Source organism: Parabacteroides sp. CH2-D42-20 (genome assembly GCF_003670185.1).
Lineage (GTDB): Bacteria > Bacteroidota > Bacteroidia > Bacteroidales > Tannerellaceae > Parabacteroides > Parabacteroides distasonis.
The window spans coordinates 79,291-99,806 of record NZ_RAYG01000005.1; the positions used below are offsets into that span (position 1 = coordinate 79,291).

General features: G+C 43.5%; 21 protein-coding genes and 2 pseudogenes. 19 read left to right on the plus strand and 4 right to left on the minus strand.

Going from position 1 to position 20,516, the window contains the following annotated elements:
- Positions 1–95 precede the first annotated feature (95 nt).
- Positions 96–1,796, minus strand: a pseudogene (mobC, locus tag D7V92_RS04520) (conjugal transfer protein MobC); the annotation flags it as partial.
- Here mobC and D7V92_RS04525 point away from each other — a divergent pair.
- From D7V92_RS04525 to D7V92_RS04585, 14 genes and pseudogenes are all read left to right on the plus strand, one after another.
- A pseudogene (locus tag D7V92_RS04525) lies at positions 1,796–2,725 on the plus strand (TraG family conjugative transposon ATPase); the annotation flags it as partial. The pseudogenes mobC and D7V92_RS04525 sit on opposite strands and share 1 nt — an antisense overlap.
- A 4-nt stretch (positions 2,726–2,729) precedes the next feature.
- On the plus strand, positions 2,730–4,085 hold the full coding sequence (locus tag D7V92_RS04530) for an efflux transporter outer membrane subunit (protein WP_121772381.1): 1,356 nt from the start codon (positions 2,730–2,732) through the stop codon (positions 4,083–4,085).
- Positions 4,086–4,266: 181 nt separating this feature from the next.
- Entirely contained in the window at positions 4,267–6,648 is a 2,382-nt protein-coding gene (locus D7V92_RS04535) for a hybrid sensor histidine kinase/response regulator (protein ID WP_121772440.1), read from the plus strand.
- Entirely contained in the window at positions 6,620–7,918 is a 1,299-nt protein-coding gene (locus D7V92_RS04540; RefSeq protein WP_121772439.1) for a sigma-54 dependent transcriptional regulator, read from the plus strand. Before D7V92_RS04535 ends, D7V92_RS04540 begins: the two co-directional genes overlap by 29 nt.
- 195 nt (positions 7,919–8,113) lie before the next feature.
- A complete protein-coding gene (locus tag D7V92_RS04545; RefSeq protein ID WP_121772382.1) occupies positions 8,114–8,743 on the plus strand; it encodes an RteC domain-containing protein in 630 nt (209 codons plus the stop codon).
- Between the two features lie 112 nt (positions 8,744–8,855).
- Positions 8,856–9,062 carry a hypothetical protein gene (locus D7V92_RS04550; protein ID WP_121772383.1) on the plus strand — a complete coding sequence of 69 codons (207 nt, stop codon included), beginning with the start codon at positions 8,856–8,858 and terminating at the stop codon, positions 9,060–9,062.
- 111 nt (positions 9,063–9,173) lie between these two features.
- Positions 9,174–10,208: a DUF6047 family protein gene (locus D7V92_RS04555; RefSeq protein ID WP_121772384.1), complete on the plus strand. Its 1,035-nt coding sequence runs from the start codon at positions 9,174–9,176 to the stop codon at positions 10,206–10,208.
- Positions 10,209–10,213: 5 nt separating this feature from the next.
- Positions 10,214–10,390, plus strand: coding sequence for a hypothetical protein (locus D7V92_RS22175; RefSeq protein WP_009860284.1), 177 nt, complete (start codon positions 10,214–10,216; stop codon positions 10,388–10,390).
- Positions 10,391–11,107, plus strand: a complete 717-nt coding sequence (locus D7V92_RS04560; RefSeq protein ID WP_121772385.1) for a DUF6047 family protein — start codon at positions 10,391–10,393, stop codon at positions 11,105–11,107.
- 11 nt (positions 11,108–11,118) lie between these two features.
- Complete coding sequence (locus D7V92_RS04565) at positions 11,119–11,448, plus strand: hypothetical protein (RefSeq protein WP_121772386.1); 330 nt, start codon at positions 11,119–11,121, stop codon at positions 11,446–11,448.
- 57 nt (positions 11,449–11,505) lie between these two features.
- Entirely contained in the window at positions 11,506–12,243 is a 738-nt protein-coding gene (locus tag D7V92_RS04570) for a DUF6047 family protein (RefSeq protein ID WP_199718898.1), read from the plus strand.
- 23 nt (positions 12,244–12,266) lie between these two features.
- Positions 12,267–12,539 (plus strand): hypothetical protein, encoded by a 273-nt coding sequence (locus D7V92_RS22180; RefSeq protein ID WP_171032097.1) that lies wholly within the window; start codon positions 12,267–12,269, stop codon positions 12,537–12,539.
- Complete coding sequence (locus D7V92_RS04580) at positions 12,540–12,704, plus strand: helix-turn-helix domain-containing protein (protein WP_044245270.1); 165 nt, start codon at positions 12,540–12,542, stop codon at positions 12,702–12,704.
- Between the two features lie 4 nt (positions 12,705–12,708).
- Positions 12,709–13,011: a helix-turn-helix domain-containing protein gene (locus D7V92_RS04585; RefSeq protein WP_121772388.1), complete on the plus strand. Its 303-nt coding sequence runs from the start codon at positions 12,709–12,711 to the stop codon at positions 13,009–13,011.
- Between the two features lie 61 nt (positions 13,012–13,072).
- On the opposite strand, the gene D7V92_RS04590 is transcribed toward D7V92_RS04585, so the two are convergent.
- The gene (locus D7V92_RS04590) at positions 13,073–14,302 is read right to left on the minus strand and encodes a site-specific integrase (RefSeq protein ID WP_121772389.1); all 1,230 of its coding nucleotides are present in this window, start codon (positions 14,300–14,302) and stop codon (positions 13,073–13,075) included.
- Positions 14,303–14,790: 488 nt separating this feature from the next.
- Here D7V92_RS04590 and rlmD point away from each other — a divergent pair, with 488 nt between their 5' ends.
- Both rlmD and D7V92_RS04600 read left to right on the plus strand, forming a co-directional pair.
- Positions 14,791–16,203, plus strand: a complete 1,413-nt coding sequence (gene rlmD, locus D7V92_RS04595; protein ID WP_005857064.1) for a 23S rRNA (uracil(1939)-C(5))-methyltransferase RlmD — start codon at positions 14,791–14,793, stop codon at positions 16,201–16,203.
- Between the two features lie 12 nt (positions 16,204–16,215).
- Positions 16,216–17,601, plus strand: coding sequence for a transglycosylase SLT domain-containing protein (locus tag D7V92_RS04600; protein ID WP_008772197.1), 1,386 nt, complete (start codon positions 16,216–16,218; stop codon positions 17,599–17,601).
- A 68-nt stretch (positions 17,602–17,669) separates the two neighbouring features.
- Here the strand turns inward: D7V92_RS04600 and D7V92_RS04605 are convergent, their stop codons facing one another.
- Positions 17,670–18,551, minus strand: a complete 882-nt coding sequence (locus D7V92_RS04605) for a DUF3078 domain-containing protein (RefSeq protein WP_011966289.1) — start codon at positions 18,549–18,551, stop codon at positions 17,670–17,672.
- A gap of 165 nt (positions 18,552–18,716) precedes the next feature.
- Here D7V92_RS04605 and D7V92_RS04610 point away from each other — a divergent pair, with 165 nt between their 5' ends.
- Positions 18,717–18,950 (plus strand): YecH family metal-binding protein, encoded by a 234-nt coding sequence (locus D7V92_RS04610; RefSeq protein ID WP_005862370.1) that lies wholly within the window; start codon positions 18,717–18,719, stop codon positions 18,948–18,950.
- Positions 18,951–19,043: 93 nt separating this feature from the next.
- Here D7V92_RS04610 and D7V92_RS04615 read toward each other — a convergent pair whose 3' ends face one another.
- A complete protein-coding gene (locus tag D7V92_RS04615) occupies positions 19,044–19,307 on the minus strand; it encodes a hypothetical protein (protein WP_005862371.1) in 264 nt (87 codons plus the stop codon).
- Positions 19,308–19,407: 100 nt separating this feature from the next.
- Here D7V92_RS04615 and D7V92_RS22705 point away from each other — a divergent pair, with 100 nt between their 5' ends.
- Positions 19,408–19,479, plus strand: a complete 72-nt coding sequence (locus tag D7V92_RS22705) for a hypothetical protein (protein ID WP_350453580.1) — start codon at positions 19,408–19,410, stop codon at positions 19,477–19,479.
- Between the two features lie 332 nt (positions 19,480–19,811).
- The gene (locus tag D7V92_RS04620) at positions 19,812–20,162 is read left to right on the plus strand and encodes a DUF1622 domain-containing protein (protein WP_121772390.1); all 351 of its coding nucleotides are present in this window, start codon (positions 19,812–19,814) and stop codon (positions 20,160–20,162) included.
- Positions 20,163–20,516: the final 354 nt, after the last annotated feature.

A 20,516-nucleotide genomic window follows, 5' to 3' on the forward strand; every position in this document is an offset into this window, starting at 1 on the left:
CTGAAGTTTACAAAAATGCCTCTTTGTTGTAGATTTCTACAGAGTATAGCAGTATATTAAAGGAATCAATAGTATAATATTTTTGAGAATTATACTTAATCCTCTTCGTTATTTTCTAACAGATGTTTGAGTGCAGGATCATTCTCAATGCGTATCAATTCATTTTCCACTAGTTCTACAATATCCTGCTTGATTTGCCGGTAGTTCACTTGTATCTGCAGCTCCATTGTATCATTGTCGTTCTCGTCCAGAAAGCTGCTGATTTCAGGAATGGGTTGATAGGTCGCCGTTTCCCTTTGGACCGCTTCATTATCTACTACAATTTGTGCATGGAAAATCTTTTGGTCTATCGTTTCACCAAAATTGTCAGCTACGGCTCCAACAAACATACCTTGCGATAACGTACTTATTTTGCTGGCAGGTATCAGACTGTCGAGTTGGGTGTTGATAGAAGTAGATGTATCATTGCGATTGATGCTCATGGATTCCCGTTTTTGTAGGATTTTCCCGAACCTTTCCGATAGTGTTTTAGCCGTCTCGCCTACTACTTGTCCGCTGAATACATTGCCGACAGTTGACATGATTACAGCAGCCTCTTTGTCTCCGTAGTCGCGTTTTAACTGACTGAAATCCTGAAAACCTAAGACGACCGCTACTTTGTTGCTTCGTGCCGTGGCAATCAGATTATCCAGCCCTTTAAAGAAGATGGTTGGTAGCTCGTCAATAATCACACAACTTTTCAGTTGTTTCTTCTTGTTTATCAGTTTAACGATACGGGAGTTATAAAGTCCCAATGCCGCGCCATAAATGGAAATTCTGTCCGGGTTGTTACCCACACATAAGACTTTCGGTTCTTTGGGATTATTAATATCCAGCGTAAAGTCACTGCCGGACATTACCCAATAGAGTTGAGGACTTATCAGTCTGGACAGTGGGATTTTAGCACTTGCAATCTGGCCCTGGAGCTGCTCGCTCGCCCCTCCTTTCCATGCGTCAATAAACGGACTTAGATAGTTCTCCAAATCAGGATAACTTGTCAGGATAGTAAAGACATCTTCATACCTTTTATTAAGTAATTCAATAGCATGTGGGAACGTACAGTACTTGCCGCCTTCATAGATTTTCAAAAACCAAATTATCGCAGTAAATAAGACTATAGGAGATTCTACAAAAAAGTCCCCCTGCTTTTGCACCCAACTTTTATTCAAGTTAAGCATGATTGTATAGCTTGATTCGTAAGCATCCGAAATGTCCGTCATCAGTTCCGGAGCCAGCGGATTACAGCGATGGCTCTTGCGTGGGTTGTCGAAGTTTATCACATAGAACTTGGGCGGTATCTTGTAGCGATGCCGATACTTGATCAGATGATTGTAAGCGATGACCGATAGGTCGTCAAACTTAAAATCGTATATGTAAAGCGCATAAGACTTCTCGATTGCCTGTTTTATATAATTGTTTACCACGGCATACGATTTACCACTACCCGGTGTACCTAAAATCATACTGGCCCTAAAAGGATTCACTACGTTTATCCAGCCTTTCCATTCCTTTCCCCTATACCAGAATTTAGTCGGCAGATTAACGGAATACTCGTTTTCCATTAACTTGGTTTCCTGCATGAACGATTCGTTCTCACGGTTGAAAACATCCTCCAACAGATTACCTTTAAGCAAACGACTTATCCATAAGCCGGATGCCAACAGAGAAAAGAAACCTCCGGTTAAAGTCGTGGTATATAGTACCGCACAGACACCCGATGAAGCATTGATGGAAAGCAACCACCAATTAAAGAAATATTTTCATCACGGAGAAATACGAGCCGGACATCCGCCGGGACGAACTCAGCTTTCTCTCCCGCAGTTTTGAACGCCACTTCAACGAACGTCCCTACCTGCACCACGCCTGCTACCTGTTCCTCACCAAGACCACCAAAGAGCGCTCCCGGCAACAAAGCAACTGGAACACGCTCTGCCGTGGTTTTCTGGTGCCGAAGGAAATCAGGGACAAGGAAACGGTGGAGCGATTCATGGAAGCGGTGGGACAGTTTGAAAGTATCGTCAATGACAGCGGGCTTGTCAGGCTGGAACGGCTGACCACGGAAGAGATTACGGGAACGGAAAACGAACCGGGCATTATCGAACGGTACCTTACGCTCTCGGCAGACGGAACTACCATGTTGCAGGACATGCAATTGAATCCGGACGGGATGCGTATCGGAGATAAGCGGCTCTGCCTGCACACGCTCTCCGACCTTGACTATCTGCCGGGAAAAGTGAGGACGGACGGGCGGTACGAACGCCTCTCGACAGACCGCTCGGACTGCCGTTTGAGCTATGCCGCCCCCGTGGGCGTGATGCTGCCCTGCGACCATATCTACAACCAGTGGATATTCATAGATGACAGCAACGAAAACCTTTCCCGTTTCGAGAAGGCGACAAAGAACATGCAGTCGCTTTCCCGGTACAGCCGCAGCAACCAGATCAACAAGGAGTGGCTGGACGAATACCTGAATGAGGCGCATAGCAACGGACTGCAATCCGTGCGCTGCCATTGCAACATCGTCGCATGGGCGGAAAACGGGGACGAACTCCGCAGGGTGAAGAACGATGTGGGAAGCGCACTGGCATTGATGGAATGTACTCCGCACCATAACACGACCGACCTTCCGGCTCTCTATTGGGCAGGCATACCGGGAAATGAAGCGGACTTTCCGGCCGAAGAGACGTTAAATGAAGAAGACAGTAATATATATCATATTGTCGGGATGGATGTTTGCCGGTTGTGGCACATACAGCCGGTATCATCGTCCTGACCTCTCAACGGAGAATCTGTATCGGGACGTACCAGCGGACATTGATACAACGACCATCGCGTCCCTGTCGTGGCGGGAAATGTTTACCGACCCGAAACTCCAGTCCTTGATTGAAACTGGACTTGAACGGAACACAGACCTCAATGTGGCACGGTTACGCGTGGAAGCGGCAGAAGCCGTCCTGATGACTGCCAGACTATCATATCTTCCATCACTGGGACTGACTGCCGAAGGTAATGCCAATAAACATGACGGGGCAACGGCAAAAACATATAATGTGGGAGCGTCGGCAAGCTGGGAACTGGACATCTTCGGCAAACTTACGGCGGCAAAGCATGGCGCAGCCGCCGCATTACAAGGAAGCCGTGCCTACCGGCAGGCCGTACAGACACAGCTTGTCGCCACTATTGCAGACAGTTACTTCACCCTTGCCATGCTTGACGCACAAATGGCAATAAGTAACCGGACTTTGGAGAACTGGCGGACTACCGTACGTACTCTTGAAGCGTTGAAAAAAGTGGGGAAATCAAACGAAGCCGGCGTATTGCAGGCAAAGGCGAACGTGATGCGAATCGAAGCATCCCTGTTATCCATACGCAAGAGTATTTCCGAAACAGAAAACGCCCTGTCTGCGATACTTGCCATGCCGTCACACTCGATTGGACGAAGTAATCTGGCCGAGGCAGTTTGCCCCGATACAGTCTCTATCGGAGTCCCTTTGCAACTGCTTTCCAACCGTCCCGACGTGCGTCAGGCTGAAATGGAACTGGTGCAGGCATTCTACGCCACCAATGCGGCCCGTACCGCCTTCTATCCCAATATTACCCTCTCGGGGACTCTTGGATGGACTAATAATGGCGGTGGTGTAATCGTAAATCCCGGACAATGGTTGCTCAATGCCATCGGTTCCCTGACACAGCCGTTATTCAACCGGGGTGCGAATATCGCCAACTTGAAGATAGCCAAAAGCCGTCAGGAAGAAGCCAAACTGTTGTTTCAGCAATCATTGCTGAATGCAGGAAAAGAGGTAAACGATGCTTTGACCGCATGGCAGACGGCAAAATCGCAAATTGAAATTGGTGAAAGTCACGTTTCTGTTTTGAACGAAGCTGTACGGAAGACAGAACTGCTGATGTGTCATTCCGGCGCAACCTATTTGGAAGTGCTTACTGTTCAGCAATCACTTCTTGATGCCGAACAGACTCAAGTGCAGAATATATTTGGTAAGATACAAGGAGTGATTAAATTATATCATGCATTAGGAGGGAAATAAGAATATAAAAATTGATGTAGGGATACAAACTATGGTACTAAGACCTTGCTGTCCAAAAAGAATATTTTTCCGCTTTGAGTATTGATTTTATCTGATACCAGAATGGAACTATAGTCAAAATCACAGATTTTACTTTAAACAAAACGCATATCATGGCATAATTAGAATGAAAACAGAACAAATGCAAATAAATAACTCGTCGGTATCTCTCCGGTTAAAAATTATTGTCGGATATGTGTTGTTACTCATATTCCTTACTATCATTGTTTCTCTTGTGTGGCTGGAACATCAGAAGATGGAAATGTTGAACAGTGGCGAATTACTTATCAGGCAAAAAAGAGAAGCCGTGAACCGAACTTTTGAAAAACTGCTTGACTTCTCCTTTTCTGATGATTTCCTGCTATTACGTGACAGGGACAAATTCAATGAATACCGGATGAAGCGTGAAATGGCTACCACCGCTTTGAACGAACTGAAACGATACTATCCATCCGACATACAACATGCACAAATCGACACAATATCTTCGCTCTTACAAGAAAAAGAGGCACTGTTGCTCGGAGTGATGAATACACTTTCGGATTTACTGCGCTCTGACAGTCTGTTCCAACGGAGAATACCTGCTGTCGCTTTACAAATGCATATTCCATTGCTACCGGGCAAATCAGAAAAGGAGAAGAAAAAACGGAGCGGTTTCCTTGGTTTGTTTAAAAAGAAAGAAGAAAAATCGGCCTATGCACGCCAAAAGGAAAAAACGAAACAGCCGTCCGCATCCCAGCAAATAACCAAGGAACTTTATTCCCTACAAAAAGAAATGTCTATACAATATACCGACTACTGGAATAAGCTGACCACTTACTCCGACAGTTTGCAATGGCGTAACACTGAACTGAACTCACAAATAAACACACTTATTGGTGAGTTTGAACAAGTAGTTATCAAGCAAGCGGAAAAAGAAATAGAAGAAATTACCGCATTAAGGAAGCAATCATTTCGTATCATTCTGTTTATAGCCGCTATCGCCATCCTGCTAATAGTGATATTTTACCTTTTTATCCATCAGGACATAAGAAAGAGGCAGGAATATCGGCTGAAACTGGAAGCGTCTGACTGCCGGAATCGTGAACTGCTGGCCGCGCGCCGTAACCTCATATTGACAGTAAGCCATGACCTCCGTGTACCGCTCGGTACTATCAGCGAATATGCAGAATTATTACAAGATGAAAAAAGTCCGGAACAGAGCAAAGGGTATGCAATGAATATCCTGCATGCCTCACGCCATGTCATTGGGTTGGCAAATAACCTGCTGTATTATTACAGGCTGGAAGCGGAAAAGGAACAGCCGGAAAAAGAAATCTTTCATTTGGGGCGAATAATTGAAGATACTGCCCGCTCATTCCTACCGATAGCGGAAAAGAAAGGGTTGGACTTGGCAATAAAAGTGATAGATTCTGATATACTTGTTGAGGGGGATTGCGGGCGGTTGGTGCAAATACTCAATAATCTGATCTCAAATGCAGTAAAGTTTACCAGTGCCGGATATATACAAGTAGGCGCACAATACCGGGTCGGAAAGCTATCCTTCTTCATTAGAGATACGGGCATAGGCATTGATAAGGAAAGTCAGGAACAGATATTCACCGCTTTTGAACGAGGTAAAGCGCCAAATGCGGAAGAAGGCTTCGGACTGGGACTGGCAATAACATATAAATTGGTGACATTGCTGAAGGGAACTATCCATGTCCAAAGCACGCCGGGACATGGAAGCACATTCGAGGTATGTCTGCCTTTGCGTGAGACAAACGGAAAGACCGGCACTACAAAGATTTCTTTGGCATGTGGCGTTCTTTCAGGAATGAGAATACTGGCAATAGATGATGACCGGATGCAACTTGAAGTAATCCAAAAGATGTATGTACGTCATGGGGTGAAATGTGATTGTTGCCTGAATGTAAGTGAACTGATTGAGGCATTACGCCGCAATCGTTATGACCTGGTGTTGACGGATATGAGAATGTCAGAAATGGACGGTTACGGGGTACTGACCTTGCTCCGGAGTAGCAACATCGGACAAGCAAAGACACTTCCCGTATTGGCGGTAACCGCACAAGCGGACAAAAATCCGGAGTATTTTAGGAATGCAGGTTTTGCGGACTGCCTGTATAAGCCTTTCTCGCAAAGAGAATTAGTTTCGGTTACTTCATGTATAGACAGGACGAATTTTACAACTATCATGGAAGGGGAAGAAAATGCGAGGGAACTGTTGGATATGTTCATAGAGGACACGGAAAAGGAACTCTCTGAGATGCAGGACGCTTTGGGAACGGCAAATTATATGCAATTGAGGCATATCATACATAAAGCTGCTCCATTATGGGGGATGATTCGTATCAATGTACCCTTGAATGAACTGGAAGAGATGGCTTCACTATCCTGTGAAAAATGGTGTAAGGAATTGGATGCCCGTATTAAAAGACTGATGGAAGCAGTGGAACTGGCCGTAAAAAAAGCGAAAGAATTAAAGTATGAACCGGATGAAAACCATATTGGTAGTAGAAGATGACCGGATATATGCACGTACTACCGCCAACTGGCTGGTAAAAAACGGGATGGATGCCCGTTACGTGCTGTCAGTAAATTCCGCAAAAGAATTTCTTAGCGATCACGAAGTGGATCTGGTCTTGTCGGATTTCCGCCTTGGTGACTGTAATGGTGTGGAACTGCTTGAATGGATGAGGGCACATGGGTATCGTATGCCTTTTCTAATCATGACAGGATATGGAGATATACCTGGTGCTGTCGAAGCTGTAAAGAAAGGGGCCGACAATTATCTCCCCAAACCCGTACAAACAGAAAAAGTACTTGACGTCATCCGTGAACTGTTGGAACGCAGGGAGAAAAGGAGAAATCCGGAGCAGGCTTTTTATGTCTGTAAAAGTCCATTGGCAGTAAAACTTCAGGAGATGGTTCGTTTGATAGCTCCCGCAGACAGCTTATCCGTATTGATACGTGGCGCATCGGGCACAGGTAAGGAATGGGTGGCGCGACGGATACATGCACTTGGCAGACGTTCGGACGCTCCCTTTGTAGCGGTGGATTGCGGGGCATTACCACGGGAGCTGGCCGCATCGGAATTGTTTGGACATAAAAAAGGTACTTTTACGGGAGCAACTGAAGATAAAACCGGTATGTTTACTGCCGCCAATCATGGGACATTGTTCCTGGATGAAATTGGTAATCTGAACATGGAAACTCAGGTATTACTATTACGTGCCTTGCAAGAGAAACGTTATAGACCTCTTGGTGGAAAGAAAGAAATACAAGCGGACATACGACTGCTTACAGCCACCAATGAGGATTTAGAACGGGCTATAAGTGAGGGGCGGTTCAGGGAAGACTTGTTCCATCGGTTGAACGAATTTCCGCTTCATGTTCCGTCATTGAGAGAGTGTACGGATGATATTATTCCGTTGGCCGGATTCTTTCTTTCCTTCGCAAATGAGGAACTTGGCAAGGAGATAAAGGAATTTGACCGGGACGTGAAAAAGGCTTTCAAGGCTTATTCATGGCCGGGCAATATCCGTGAACTGAAAAGCGTGGTGAGGCGTGCGTGTGTATTGGCGCAGGATGAATGGATTACACTTAAAGACATCAACCTTCCGGTAAAGATAAAACCATCGGATGATTACCGGCTGGATATGGAGCGTACGGAATTGGAAGCGATAGTGAAAGCATTGGAAACTACAGGTAATGACCAGAAAGCAGCCGCCCGGTTGCTGGGCATATCCCGAAGTACGCTTTATTTGAAACTGAAAAAATACGGTTTAAACTGAATGTGTCCATAATTCTGAACACATTGTGTCTGATGGGGATAATAAATGCAGACACGTTTTGGGAATGACAAATTTTAATGTATTAGTTATCAATATATTAATATATTAGCTTTTCTGTGGCATATCACTTGTCCTTTATGGTTATGACAAGTGACGGTGAAAACCAGACAGTTTTAAACTTTAAATTTTAACGCTATGAGAACATTGACAAATACTCTTCTATTCAATATGTTCACCTCTTACATGACAGGCTCTGAACTTATGTCGGAAGATTTACCTGCCGCCTATGACGATTTCGCAAATCAGCTTGCCGAACTATCGCAAGATGAGGATAGAATGAAACTATTAAGACGGTTGAACTACACAAAAATAGAACTTCTTTTTATGCAACAGACTTGTAACGTCATGGAAGGAGGACGACATATACTCTACGATGTGTTTATCAGCAAGACTCTTTCATTATTGGAAACGGAGATAGAAATAACGAAAGATTATTTCCGTTATCATGCAGGTGGCACCAGTATGAAAATGGAAATTCACCGGCAGGGTAATAAACGGAAATCAACACTTCGCTGGAACGGTACGGATAATGACCTGATAGAATTAGTGGCCGCATTGATGGCCGCCAGGGTTGTGGACTGCGCGGAAGGGAAGAAACTTACTGTTGTAGATGTCATCAGAGTATTCGAGGATGCTTTTAACCTGAAAATAAATGCCTTATACACCAAGCGGGGAAAGGTGTTTGACCGCTGTACGGTTTCCACTCCTTTTATTGACTCTATTCGCAAAAGCTATATCAAGATGTTGGACGAACGGCTGGCGTAAAGTTTGCACGCCAACAGCCGCCAAAAGGTGACTTGTGTGTCCGCCGTATTGCAGATTGACGGTCAAAGCGCTTTCTTTGCATCTATAAAACTTCTGTAAACAAATCAAGATTATGGGATTACTGAAAGATTGGACGACCCGCTGGATAACCCGTTTATCGGGGCGGACAGCGGAAGGGTCAGGGAGCGTGTTCATCACGCTGGACGAAAAAAATACCCCGGTGGATGTACACACGGGTGATGCCACACCGAAAGCGTATGAGGATTATATCGGGAAGATGGTGAAGAGCTTCGACAAACGGGGCTACCTACCCGGATGAACGATTCTAAAAGCGGATTTCGCAGATAAAGGGAAGATACCTTCCCGACGGGGAGAACTGGCGAACTGGTATTTTCATACTCTGGTTCCGACTATCCATAGACACAAGGCAGTGACGGGAAGGCGGATTCCTTTGAGGGATGCAGCCTATACGCTGAAAACAGGGTTGAAACTGTTCAGCCGCCGGGCATCATCCACAGCACTGCAAAAAGACAGGCAATATAAAGAGTTTATCCGGCATAACGAGGCGGAAGGCTGGAACAATGAAAAACTGTCGGGCGAAAAGTGGCGAGTGTATGCCGTGGCGACGGATGAGGGCGTATTGTTCTTCTCGGACAACGAAAAGGGTATGAAAGCTCGCAACAGCTATCTGCAATATCTGGCGGACGGATTTTTCAATATGACCAAAGGGGCGGAGACATTGAAACTGTATGAGATAGAGACACCTTCCCGACAAGTGGCGGAACTGGCGGACAACTGCATCGACAAACTGGCGAAAAGCGATTTGCGCAGTGCCGATACGCAACTGCGTAAATCGGAGTTCAGCTTTACTTCTGAGAAACTGGCAGGAAAAGAAATGCTGGAAGGTGCCGTCTGCACGGACAAATACGATTTAAGACCGGATTACAGTAACTTTGACCAGTTGACGAAGGACTTCAATCTGGGTATTTCGCCACGTAATTATGACGTGGCCTCTCTGCTTTATATTTCGGAAAACGGGTATGCCGGTCATGTGACGGCAGACTATTTTCATCCGTTCAGTTATGAGTATGAGTTCCGAGATTTGGCTGAAAAGTTGGGTGACAGCATCAAGGCACGACAATCGGCGCCAATGTCGTCACATGATTTCGGCTATGCGGCCTTGCAGACGGAAGCGAAGGTAATGGCAAGGGATATTCTGCAATCGGAGTTTCATATAACGGACGGGGAATTTAAGTTGGGCGGAAGTATCAACCGGACGGAAAAAACAGAAAGAATGCAAACAGCTTCTTATCAGCGTTCTAAAGAACAAAAGACAGGTAAATCATTCGATACAGCCCCCATACGGGAAGTTCCTGCGCAGAAACGGGGTAACGGTCAACGGCAGGCAAAGCATGTAGCCTCCATTACTCCGGATAAAAAGGAAAAGAAACAACTAATCATATAGAATTTATGGAAGAAAAGAAAATGCAAGCGGTGGAAAGCGGCAGTCTGTATATGACGCTGGATGCTTTTTACCGCCCCGTTTATTTAAGTATGCGGGGACAGGGAGAAGAAGGATTCTCCCGATATATCAGCAACAACGTACGGTTTCATACTGCAAGCAGGGAATTTGTACCCGACCACTGAATGTTCCGTTTCGACTTCAGAGACAAAAGTCTGATTCCCCCCATACTCGGAACGGATAATGCGAATTATCTGGAACGGCTCACGCCGGTATTGGAACGGGAAAGGATTCATCCTTCGGGTGTGGTAAGACTGCGGGATGCGGCATTCTGTGAGGAAAGGGGTATCGTACAACTGTCGTCATCGGCGGAACATACGGTCTTATTGGAGAATGATGACTACAGGCGGTTGGGGCACCGTTTTGGAATGAACGGGGACGTGATAAGGAACGGACTGGCCGTTTTTCCTACTTGTACGGCAGTAGAATACGGACAGAAGGTGTTGCTACTGGGAAAAACGGACAAAGGGGACAAGGCATTGGAAGAGTTTCTGAACGATTTGGCCGGATACTTTTTCGACGGGAAACGAAAGCCGGAGGAATTGAGGTTCCATGAGGTGGCACCGTTGGATGCGGAATTTCGGGCGGAAATCGGGGACTGCAAGACAGCTTCGCCGGATATACTCCGATACGGGATTTGCACGAAACGGTGCGACATGGCACCTACACTAAGAAACTTTAACCGGCTGAGAAACTTGCAACTGATGCGTGCGCCACTCTCAAAGGAACAGGAACGGATTGTCTCGCTGCCGGTTACACGACCGGATAATGCAAGGTTCCCGGAGACGGAAGTGAAAACAAGGATACCGTTTAAAAAGAAAGGACAGGGTATAAACATTTAATTCTTTAATATATGGAAAATGAACAGAACGGAACGATAAAAGGCGGCAGCGTATATATAACTGTGGACAAATTTTTCAACCCCGTACATATCAGCATGAAAGGTACGGGTGAGGAAGGTTTTCAAGAGTTCATGCAGAAGGATGTGGAAAAGGCATTGAAAAGCGAGGAAATGCCGGCTATGGGCCTGATGTATTATAATGTGCCCGATATGGGTATCGTACCTCCCTTGCAGGAAGGAAACAATGAGGATTACCTGAAAAGGCTGGAAAAGGCGATGGACGAGCATGGAATCATTTTACAGAGATGCCAACGTCTGTCGGAAGTAGTGTATTGCCTGTGAAATGAAATAGACCCGTTTTCGAAGGATGAGACTTATACCCGCTGGCTCACGCCGAAAATGTGGAAAGAAATAAAGTCATCACCCGTAGCGGTGGCGGATATGTTGGATGACTTGGAACACGGGAACAAATTTTATACGGGTGTTGAAACAGACAAGGGGGTATTGCTTTTCAGCCGGGATTATAAGGGAAACCACCAATATGGAGCCTTTATGGAGGCGAATATCGAGAGGCGTTTCTTTGAGCCGGACTTTGAAGGCAAGTCGCTGACGGTATATGAGCTTCGGGGATGGCCTTCGCTGATGGCGGGGAAAATAAACCGCTGTTATGATAATTATGACAGTCTGCTACCAATGGAAAAGATTCCGGCAGATGCCTTTCTGGATAAATCGGCTTTGAAAAGTGTTACGGACAAAGAGGAGTATGACCTTTCACCCACATGGGAGAATTATGCCCGGCTGACGGATAATGAGAAGGGGCTTGGTTTAGCCCGAAGCGTGGATAACTATGACCGGATGACATTGCTGTATATCATGGACAAGGGTTATCCGAGGGACGGACTGATAGACGAGTATCCGGACAATTTCAGTTTTCATGAGAAATTTGAAAGAATTGAAAACAAGCTGCTGAGTCGGGACAGATGGGATGTGTATGACGAGATGCAGGAGAAGGCGAAGAAACTGGCCGGAAAACTGTTGTATGAGCATTTTCCCGATACACGGCAGAAAGAAGATGCCATTCCGAAAATGAAGGTTGAAAAAGAAATACCGAAAAAGAGTAAAGGTAGAAAGATGTAGAATAACAAAAGACAAGTAAAAGGATGGAAGGCCCGTTGCTGCGTGGATGCAGGGACGGGCTTTTGTTTTATCAGGCCAATGCACGCCAACGGGTGACTTTGATTTCGGCGGTTTGGAAGGTATGTAAGATGTGCCTTATTTTGCCGCATATTCAGAAACTTAAAAATGATTTTAGTATGGAACTGACGATTATTGAAACAAGCGCGTATCAAGAGCTGAGAAAGCTGGTCAGTACACTGGCCGCACAAATGGGTGACTTTCAAAAAAAGATTGCCCCGTCCGCACCGGACAAATGAATGGATGCGCAGGACGTATGTCTGGCATTGGGCATATCGAAAAGATGCCTGCAAAACTATCGGGATAACGGACTTATCCCTTACTCGAATGTAGGAGGAAAGTTCTTCTACCGGGAAGTGGATATTCAGGAGATTTTGGAAAGTGGACTAACCAGAAGAAAATAAAGGTATGGCAGAGATTATCACAAAAGATTCGGAAGAGTTTAAGGATTTGACCGGATGGATCAGGAGAACGGGAAAAGCGGTGGAGGATGCCACGGCACGAATACGCCCGACGATTGCGGATGAACATTACCTGACCGGGGACGATGTATGCGCCATGCTGCACATCTCCCGGCGCACGCTGCAAACGCTGAGAGATGAAAAGGCGGTGCCCTATACCTCTATTGGCGGAAAGTTGCTTTATCCCGAAAGCAAGCTATATGAAGTGCTGAGCAAGAACTACAGAGATTTCAGACGGTTCAGGAAATAAAGAGAGAAAAGAAACGTCCTTCCGGCAATTGCTTGGGGGGACGTTTCTTTTTATTGTCATGTTACATGGCAAGTTTATAAACGTGGCCGATTTTCTCACACAGTTTGTCAGTATCCTCACTGACTTTCGGGTTAATAAGTTCGGCATATATCTGGGTGGAGAGAATGGAATTATGCCCTAAAACCTTTTGCAGGGTTTCCAGTGGCATCCCTTTGAGGATGGCCAAAACAGCAAATGTGTGGCGTCCGATATGTGGGGTGACTTCAGTTCGGCAATCGCATTTCTTGCCTATGATTTTGAGACTGAGGAACATAGTGTTATATTCACCTACCGGGAAAACACAATCGGGGGAATCTTTCTTTTCATCCACACCTCTGTATTTTTCAATCAGTTCGATAGCAATCGGCAATAATTTTACGACGTATGCAACTCCTGTCTTTATACGGTTTCCCATCAGCCATGTGCCGCCATCGGAATCGGTATGAATATTGTCATAGGTTATGGCTTTCAGGTCGGCATAGGCAAGACCGGTGAAGCACATGAATAGGAACATATCGCGCATGGCACGCTGACGCTTGTATTTCAGTTCTACATGAATTATTCTTTGCAGTTCCTCTTCGGAAAGAAAGGAACGTCTTTTGTATTCGGGCACACATTCGAAGGATACAAACGGATGGACTCTTATCCAGCCTCTTTCCTGTGCGATGTACAATAACCATTTCAGGGTGTTGACACGGTTAAAAGCCGTAGCGTTTGCATTTCCAGCCGTTCCGAGCATCCATGTGTAATAATCTTCAATGAACGGTTTTTCAAGTTCATCAATAGCTATATCTTCGATGTCCTTTTTGGTTTTCATGAAAAGCAGGAGACTTTTATAGTCGGCAACCAGTCCACGGTAAGTGCTTTCCGCCTTTCCTTTACCTATCTTTTCCTTATATGATTCAAGTTGTTCCTTGAAAAGTGCCATAAGCGTGTGATAGTCCTCTCCAAAACCGACGTAACGGTTATAGACCTTCTTAGCCGTGACAAAACTGTCATGGTCGCAAATATACTGATAGTGCTTGGTAATTTGGGCCTTGATATTATCAAGTTCCTGATTGAGAGTACGGGCTTCTTCGGATTTACCTTTTGCCCGGTTCGCTTTGACGTCCCACAACGTAAGGGACACTTCTTTCTTACAACTGAAACCTGCCTGGGTTCCGTTAATGGTGATACGGCCCATCACAGGTGCCTTACCGTTTTTTACTGACTGCTTTTTTGTGTAAAATAACACTTTGAATGTACTTCTCATAACTCAACTTTTTTTAGTTACAAATTTAATTACTGTTGAGTTATTTGAGGTTATGCAAAAGCGGGCAACCGATTGAAAATTAATATATTATGTCCCATTTAAAAGTTTTTGGAGGTGAGTTACGATTTGGTAACGTAACTCCCTTCCAAATATGCTTTTCTTTACTTTCTTTTCCGACCTTACTAAAAAATATGTTTTATAACTATTTGATTTTTAGCATAGTTGCGTTATCTTTGCACATCTTTCAAAAATACTTGGTTTCACAGGAAAAAACAAAAGTTTTCCTTATAAGAAATTTTAAGAAACTGCAATATATTGATTTATAAACACATACTATACATCCCTTTCTGTCCATAATCATATCTTCATCAATCTTGATAGAATAACGAGAACTGTTTGCCGGACTCATTTAAGTATATAGAACGAAGCTCTTTGTTCTTAGCGGAATTGTAAGTATTTTCGCGAAGCGAATTTAAAACTTAACGACATTGGCAAGAAAGAAGAAACAGTTGCCTATATTAGAAAAGGTAACCATTACGGACGTAGCCGCCGAGGGCAAGGCTATCGCAAGAGTGAACGATATGGTGGTATTTGTACCCTTCGTCGCTCCGGGAGACGTGGTTGATATTCAACTGACCCGTAAGAAGAATAGTTATGCGGAGGGGAAACCTGTATATTTCCATGAGTACTCGGCCAAACGTGCGGAGCCGTTTTGTGAGCACTTCGGTGTCTGTGGAGGTTGCAAGTGGCAACATCTTCCCTATGAGGAACAACTTTACTATAAGCAAAAACAGGTCTACGATAATCTTACCCGCATCGGGAAAGTCGAAATGGAAGAGAAACTTCCGATCTTAGGTTCCGAGCGCACGACTTTCTACCGGAACAAGCTTGAGTTTACTTTCTCAAACAAGAAATGGCTTACGGAGGAAGAGATCCAGTCCGGTGCTTCTTTCGATTGCATGAATGGTGTCGGGTTTCATATACCGGGGATGTTCGATAAGGTATTGGACATCCATAAATGTTGGTTGCAAGATGATATATCGAACAAGATCCGTCTTTGCGTCAAGGAATATTGCCTATCTCATGAGGGATATCCTTTCTTCGATTTACGGAACCAAGAGGGATTCGTTCGTACGTTGATGATCCGTACGGCATCCACTGGGGATTTGATGGTCGTATTGGTTTTCTTCCATGAGGATGTAGAGCGCAGGGAAGCGTTATTATCTCATCTGGCGGAACGATTCCCGGAAATCACGTCCTTGATGTACGTCATCAACGGCAAATGTAATGACACGATCACCGACCAAGAAGTTCTCGTATTCAAGGGAAAAGATCATATCATCGAGGAGATGGAGGGGCTTCAATTCAAGGTAGGTCCTAAGTCTTTCTATCAGACAAACAGTGAACAGGCTTATAATCTATATAAAGTGGCTAGAGAATTTGCGGGTCTTACCGGAAATGAGATGGTGTACGATTTATATACCGGGACAGGTACGATCGCTAATTTCGTCTCTCGTCAAGCAAAGAAGGTTATCGGCATCGAATACGTACCGGAGGCTATCGAGGACGCAAAAGTGAATTCCGCCTTGAACCATATAGAGAACACGCTTTTTTATGCCGGTGATATGAAAGATATCCTTACGCAGGATTTCATAAACCAACACGGACGTCCGGATGTTATTATTACCGATCCACCACGTGCCGGTATGCATGATGATGTGATCAACACTATTCTCTTCGCCGAGCCGGAACGTATCGTTTACGTTAGCTGCAATCCTGCTACGCAAGCCCGCGATTTGAGTTTGTTGAGCGTGAAATACTCCGTCAAGAAAGTCCGTCCGGTCGATATGTTTCCTCATACACATCATGTGGAGAACGTGGTTTTGCTTGAGAAAAAATAAACATATAATATAATGTATAGGAAATACGTCCCCTTTCTGCTCTTTTTGTTCTTCTTGTATGGTTGCAACGGTAACAAACAAGAGGAGAAAGAGGACGTTTCCGTTTTCGTGGATTTACCGCAACTGAAAGCGGAAGGCGAGATCACGGCGGTGACTTTATACAGTTCTACCTCCTACTTCCAATATAAGATGCAACCCATGGGTTACGAATACGATCTGATAAACGATTTTGCCAAGAGCCAAGGTTTGAAATTAAACATCAAGGTCGCCGAGAATCCTGCCCGCCTGATCGAGATGCTTGAAGCCGGTGAGGCCGATGTTGTAGCCTACCCTATCCCAATCAATAACAAGCTGAAACAAGAGGTCATTTATTGCGGCCGGGAAGATATCTCCAGTCAAGTATTGATACAACGGGCCAATAAAGGCGATAAGCTTCTTACCGATGTCACTCAATTAATCGATAAGAATGTTTACGTAAAGCCTAACACCAAATACTCCGAACGACTGAAGAACTTGGATGAGGAACTCGGCGGAGGAATCCATATCCAAAAAGTGGAAAATGACTCCATTGCTACCGAAGATCTTATCGAGATGGTCTCCTTGGGCGAAATTCCCTATACGATCAGCGATGATAACACCGCCCGCCTAAACAAGACTTATTATTGGAATATCAATGTCGACCTAAAGGTTAGTTTTCCCCAACGCTCTTCATGGGTGGTAAGGAAAAGTAGTCCGGACTTGGCGAAGGCCATCGATGAATGGGCTTCTGATAAAACGGGTAAACATTCTTTCAAGGCAGTTACTAAGCGGTACTTTGAATTAAGCAAGCGACCTTTTACCGCAGATATTCCGGAGGTAAAGAATGGACATATTTCCCCGTATGACCCTTTATTCAAGAAACATGCGAAAAACATCGGATGGGATTGGCAGCTGCTGGCGTCTATTTCCTATCAAGAGTCTCATTTCAATCCTACGGTTGTATCGTGGGCCGGTGCCGAGGGGCTTATGGGAATCATGCCAAATACGGCGAAGGCATTAGGTGTCACCCCGCATGAATTGAAAGATCCGGATACGGGAATCCGTACGGGAGTAGATTGTTTACGGCGCTTCCGTCAAGGTTTTTCTGAGATTACGGATCCTGAAGAAAAAGTCAAGTTTACCCTAGCGGCTTACAACGCTGGGATCGGACATATTTACGATGCGCAGCGATTGGCCCGAAAATATGGAAAAGATCCCAATAAATGGGATAATAATGTAGCGGAATATATTCGTTTGAAAAATGATCCCGAGTATTATAACGATCCTGTTTGCAAGCATGGATACTTGCGTGGCTCAGAAACATATAATTACGTGCGGGAAGTGTTGGAGCGTTATCATTACTACAAGAAAAAGTCATAGTTATAAAAAAATTCATAGCTATGAGTGAAAGTAGTCATAACTATGAATTTTCTGCAAGTAAATGCCACTTAAAAATTATAGGCGACACCTATGCCTAATATTTCCTTGAACTGGACCTTCGCCCCCCGTTTCTCTCCATTATCCTCAAAAGTTTTCACGTCGTTATCGTATTTAAGTGTCGTATTAAGTGTAGCGGACAGGAATTTATTAATCTTCATGCTTATCAATACATCCCAATTGACATCGATATTTCCGAATTGATCGCTATAAGGAGTAAAAAAGTCAGCTGTAGTAATCAAGTTCACGTTTTCCATCACGGTTAATTCCGCACGAGCTTTCAGGTAAGCTCCCCATTCCATTCTGAAGCGATCTCCCGGATCGACCCCGAAAGCTCCTAACTCGGAAAGGTAATCATCCTCCACGAAAGTCATCTTCGTGGAAGCCGGAGAAAGATAAACCGAATAATTGCTTTTGGGACGATATTCCATACCTACGGAGATATTCGAATACGCCGGCGCAAAGAAGTTCGATATATAATGTGTCTTATCCGGATAATTATATCCTTTGGCAAACTGGGTGTTTAAATCTCCCATCAACGTATAATACCATACATTATTGGTGGAATATCCTAATTGGGTAGACAGGGTTATATTATCGGTACTTTTCCTCATTCCCTGCGATTTAGTCTTTGATAATCCGTAATCGAGAGCGAGATTGGTTACCCATAACCAGTCACCGCTTTTATGTGTTAATGCCCCATTCAGATACGCATTTCCGGCAACAGAGTTCTCACCGCCAGCCGACCAATTCGACATCGCCGTTTGCGACAAGTTCAAACCTGTCACACCTTTCAGTACCCATTTGCCTTCCTCATATCCTTTATCATCCGTTTGACTATATGTGATTGTCGTTAATGCGACAAACAATGTCATGAAGAATATACGTTTCATATTGTGATATATTTTAGTTATTAAAAAATAAGACGTCCTATCATTTAAACAGGTTTGATTAATTTTTGTTTAGAAAAGCCTAAAGTTGAAAGGATGTCACATTTGTTACACCTTTATACGGATAAACCCCTTATTTTTGTATCCGATAATTAAGTAATTTGATTTATGGAACAGTTACATGCACACGAAGTCCTTCATATGATGGAGGGTAATAGTTATTCAGAAGCTTCTTTAAAAGAAGCGATCGTTAAGACTTTTGGTGAGGATCAGCGTTTCTATACTTGTTCGGCAGAAAATATGGATGCGGATGAGTTAATCGTATTTCTGAAACAAAAGGGGAAATTCATGCCTGTCGAAAATGGTTTCACGGTAGATATTACAAAGGTTTGTAATCATTAAAGATTCTACGACACTATCAATGACTCTAGGCTAAATCAAAAGAATTTAGCCTAGAGTCATTTGCCTAAAGTTAAAAAAGACTTTCGATTCTACTCAATGGATAATACTATTCCTATAAATAATCGCAAATGATTTTTGCATCAATTCATAATCTTTATCAGAGACATAACTTGGCCTACGGTTACCCGCGTGATTTATCATCCAGACAAAAGACTCTATATACTTTAGTATCTTATTTGACTTATCACTTTTTATACGTGACAAATAATCCATTTTTCCTAAAAGATAATTACTCACTTCAAGAACACTCATCTTATTACACTCATTCAACAATGATATTAATTCAAGGTCTTCCATAATCTTTATTTTTATTACTACAAATATAATATATTTAATCAAATAAACAAATCATATAGACAGATTTTCATCTTTAATTCTTTTACATAAAATAGCAAAAATGGAAAATGAACACATCTCTAAATTATATACCACTAATCTAAATGAGATCATTGAAGTTCATTGCCATTAGATAGGAAGTAGTTTCCTTAAAAAGAAATCAGATGGTCCTACAACAATAAAAATAGGCTTAAAAGAAAAATATTTAATAGATTTGTTTTGATATTCAAATAATAAAGATTATGTTTGATGCGCATTTTGTTGCAAGTGAAAATATTGGGGATTTTTTGACGTTCTGGAATAACACAGACAGCAACCCGGCAAGTTTTGTACTACCGGGTTGTTTTTTATCCATGATTGATCCTATACGTGTAAAAGTGTGAGTCCGAAAACCTACCATACCTGCGAGCCTTCCAACAAACATTCTATAGGCCTTTTATGTTATGGTTGTAAAATGGTCTATTTATGCTTACTGGTTTTTTAAATACCTTAGCGACAATAATAAGTGTGACAAGCCTTCTGATCGTCACCTATGGTGCATTAATCGGAGTCATCTCATTTTTCAGAAATGAACTTAAGCGACTTATTGGTAATTATTCCATTACTAACATAAGAAAACTAAGAGCTGCATTCGGTACATACTTACTTCTCGGACTAGAATTTTTGATAGCGTCAGATATCTTAAAAACAGTATTGGAACCAACACTTAATGAATTGGCCATTTTAGGTGGAATAGTCGTGCTAAGAACAGTTCTGTCTGTCTTTCTGAATAAAGAGATCAAGGAACTAGAGACTGAAAATAAAGATACCGAGTAGATCCCATAAAGTTTTCAAGGGAAAGTACAGAAAAATGGCGCTTAAGTCTTGCATGAACAGGATTTAAACGCCATGAAGTAAAGTTAGAAAACCAAACCGCTCGGCCTTCACAGGTGAAGCGGAAGTGGATATATTGCCTTAAACTAATACCTTATATTATTATAACCAGATTAAAGATCATAATGTTTATGCTTTTGATGAATTTCAATAGCCAAAATAAAACAGAAAATAAAAATCCGCATCCAGTGTCACTGCTACATGCGGATCAAAAATAACAAACTCTTACAAGAGTTAGGCACTACATAAAGTTGTATTATACTAATAAGCAGACTGAACCGCATCAAAGTGTTGATT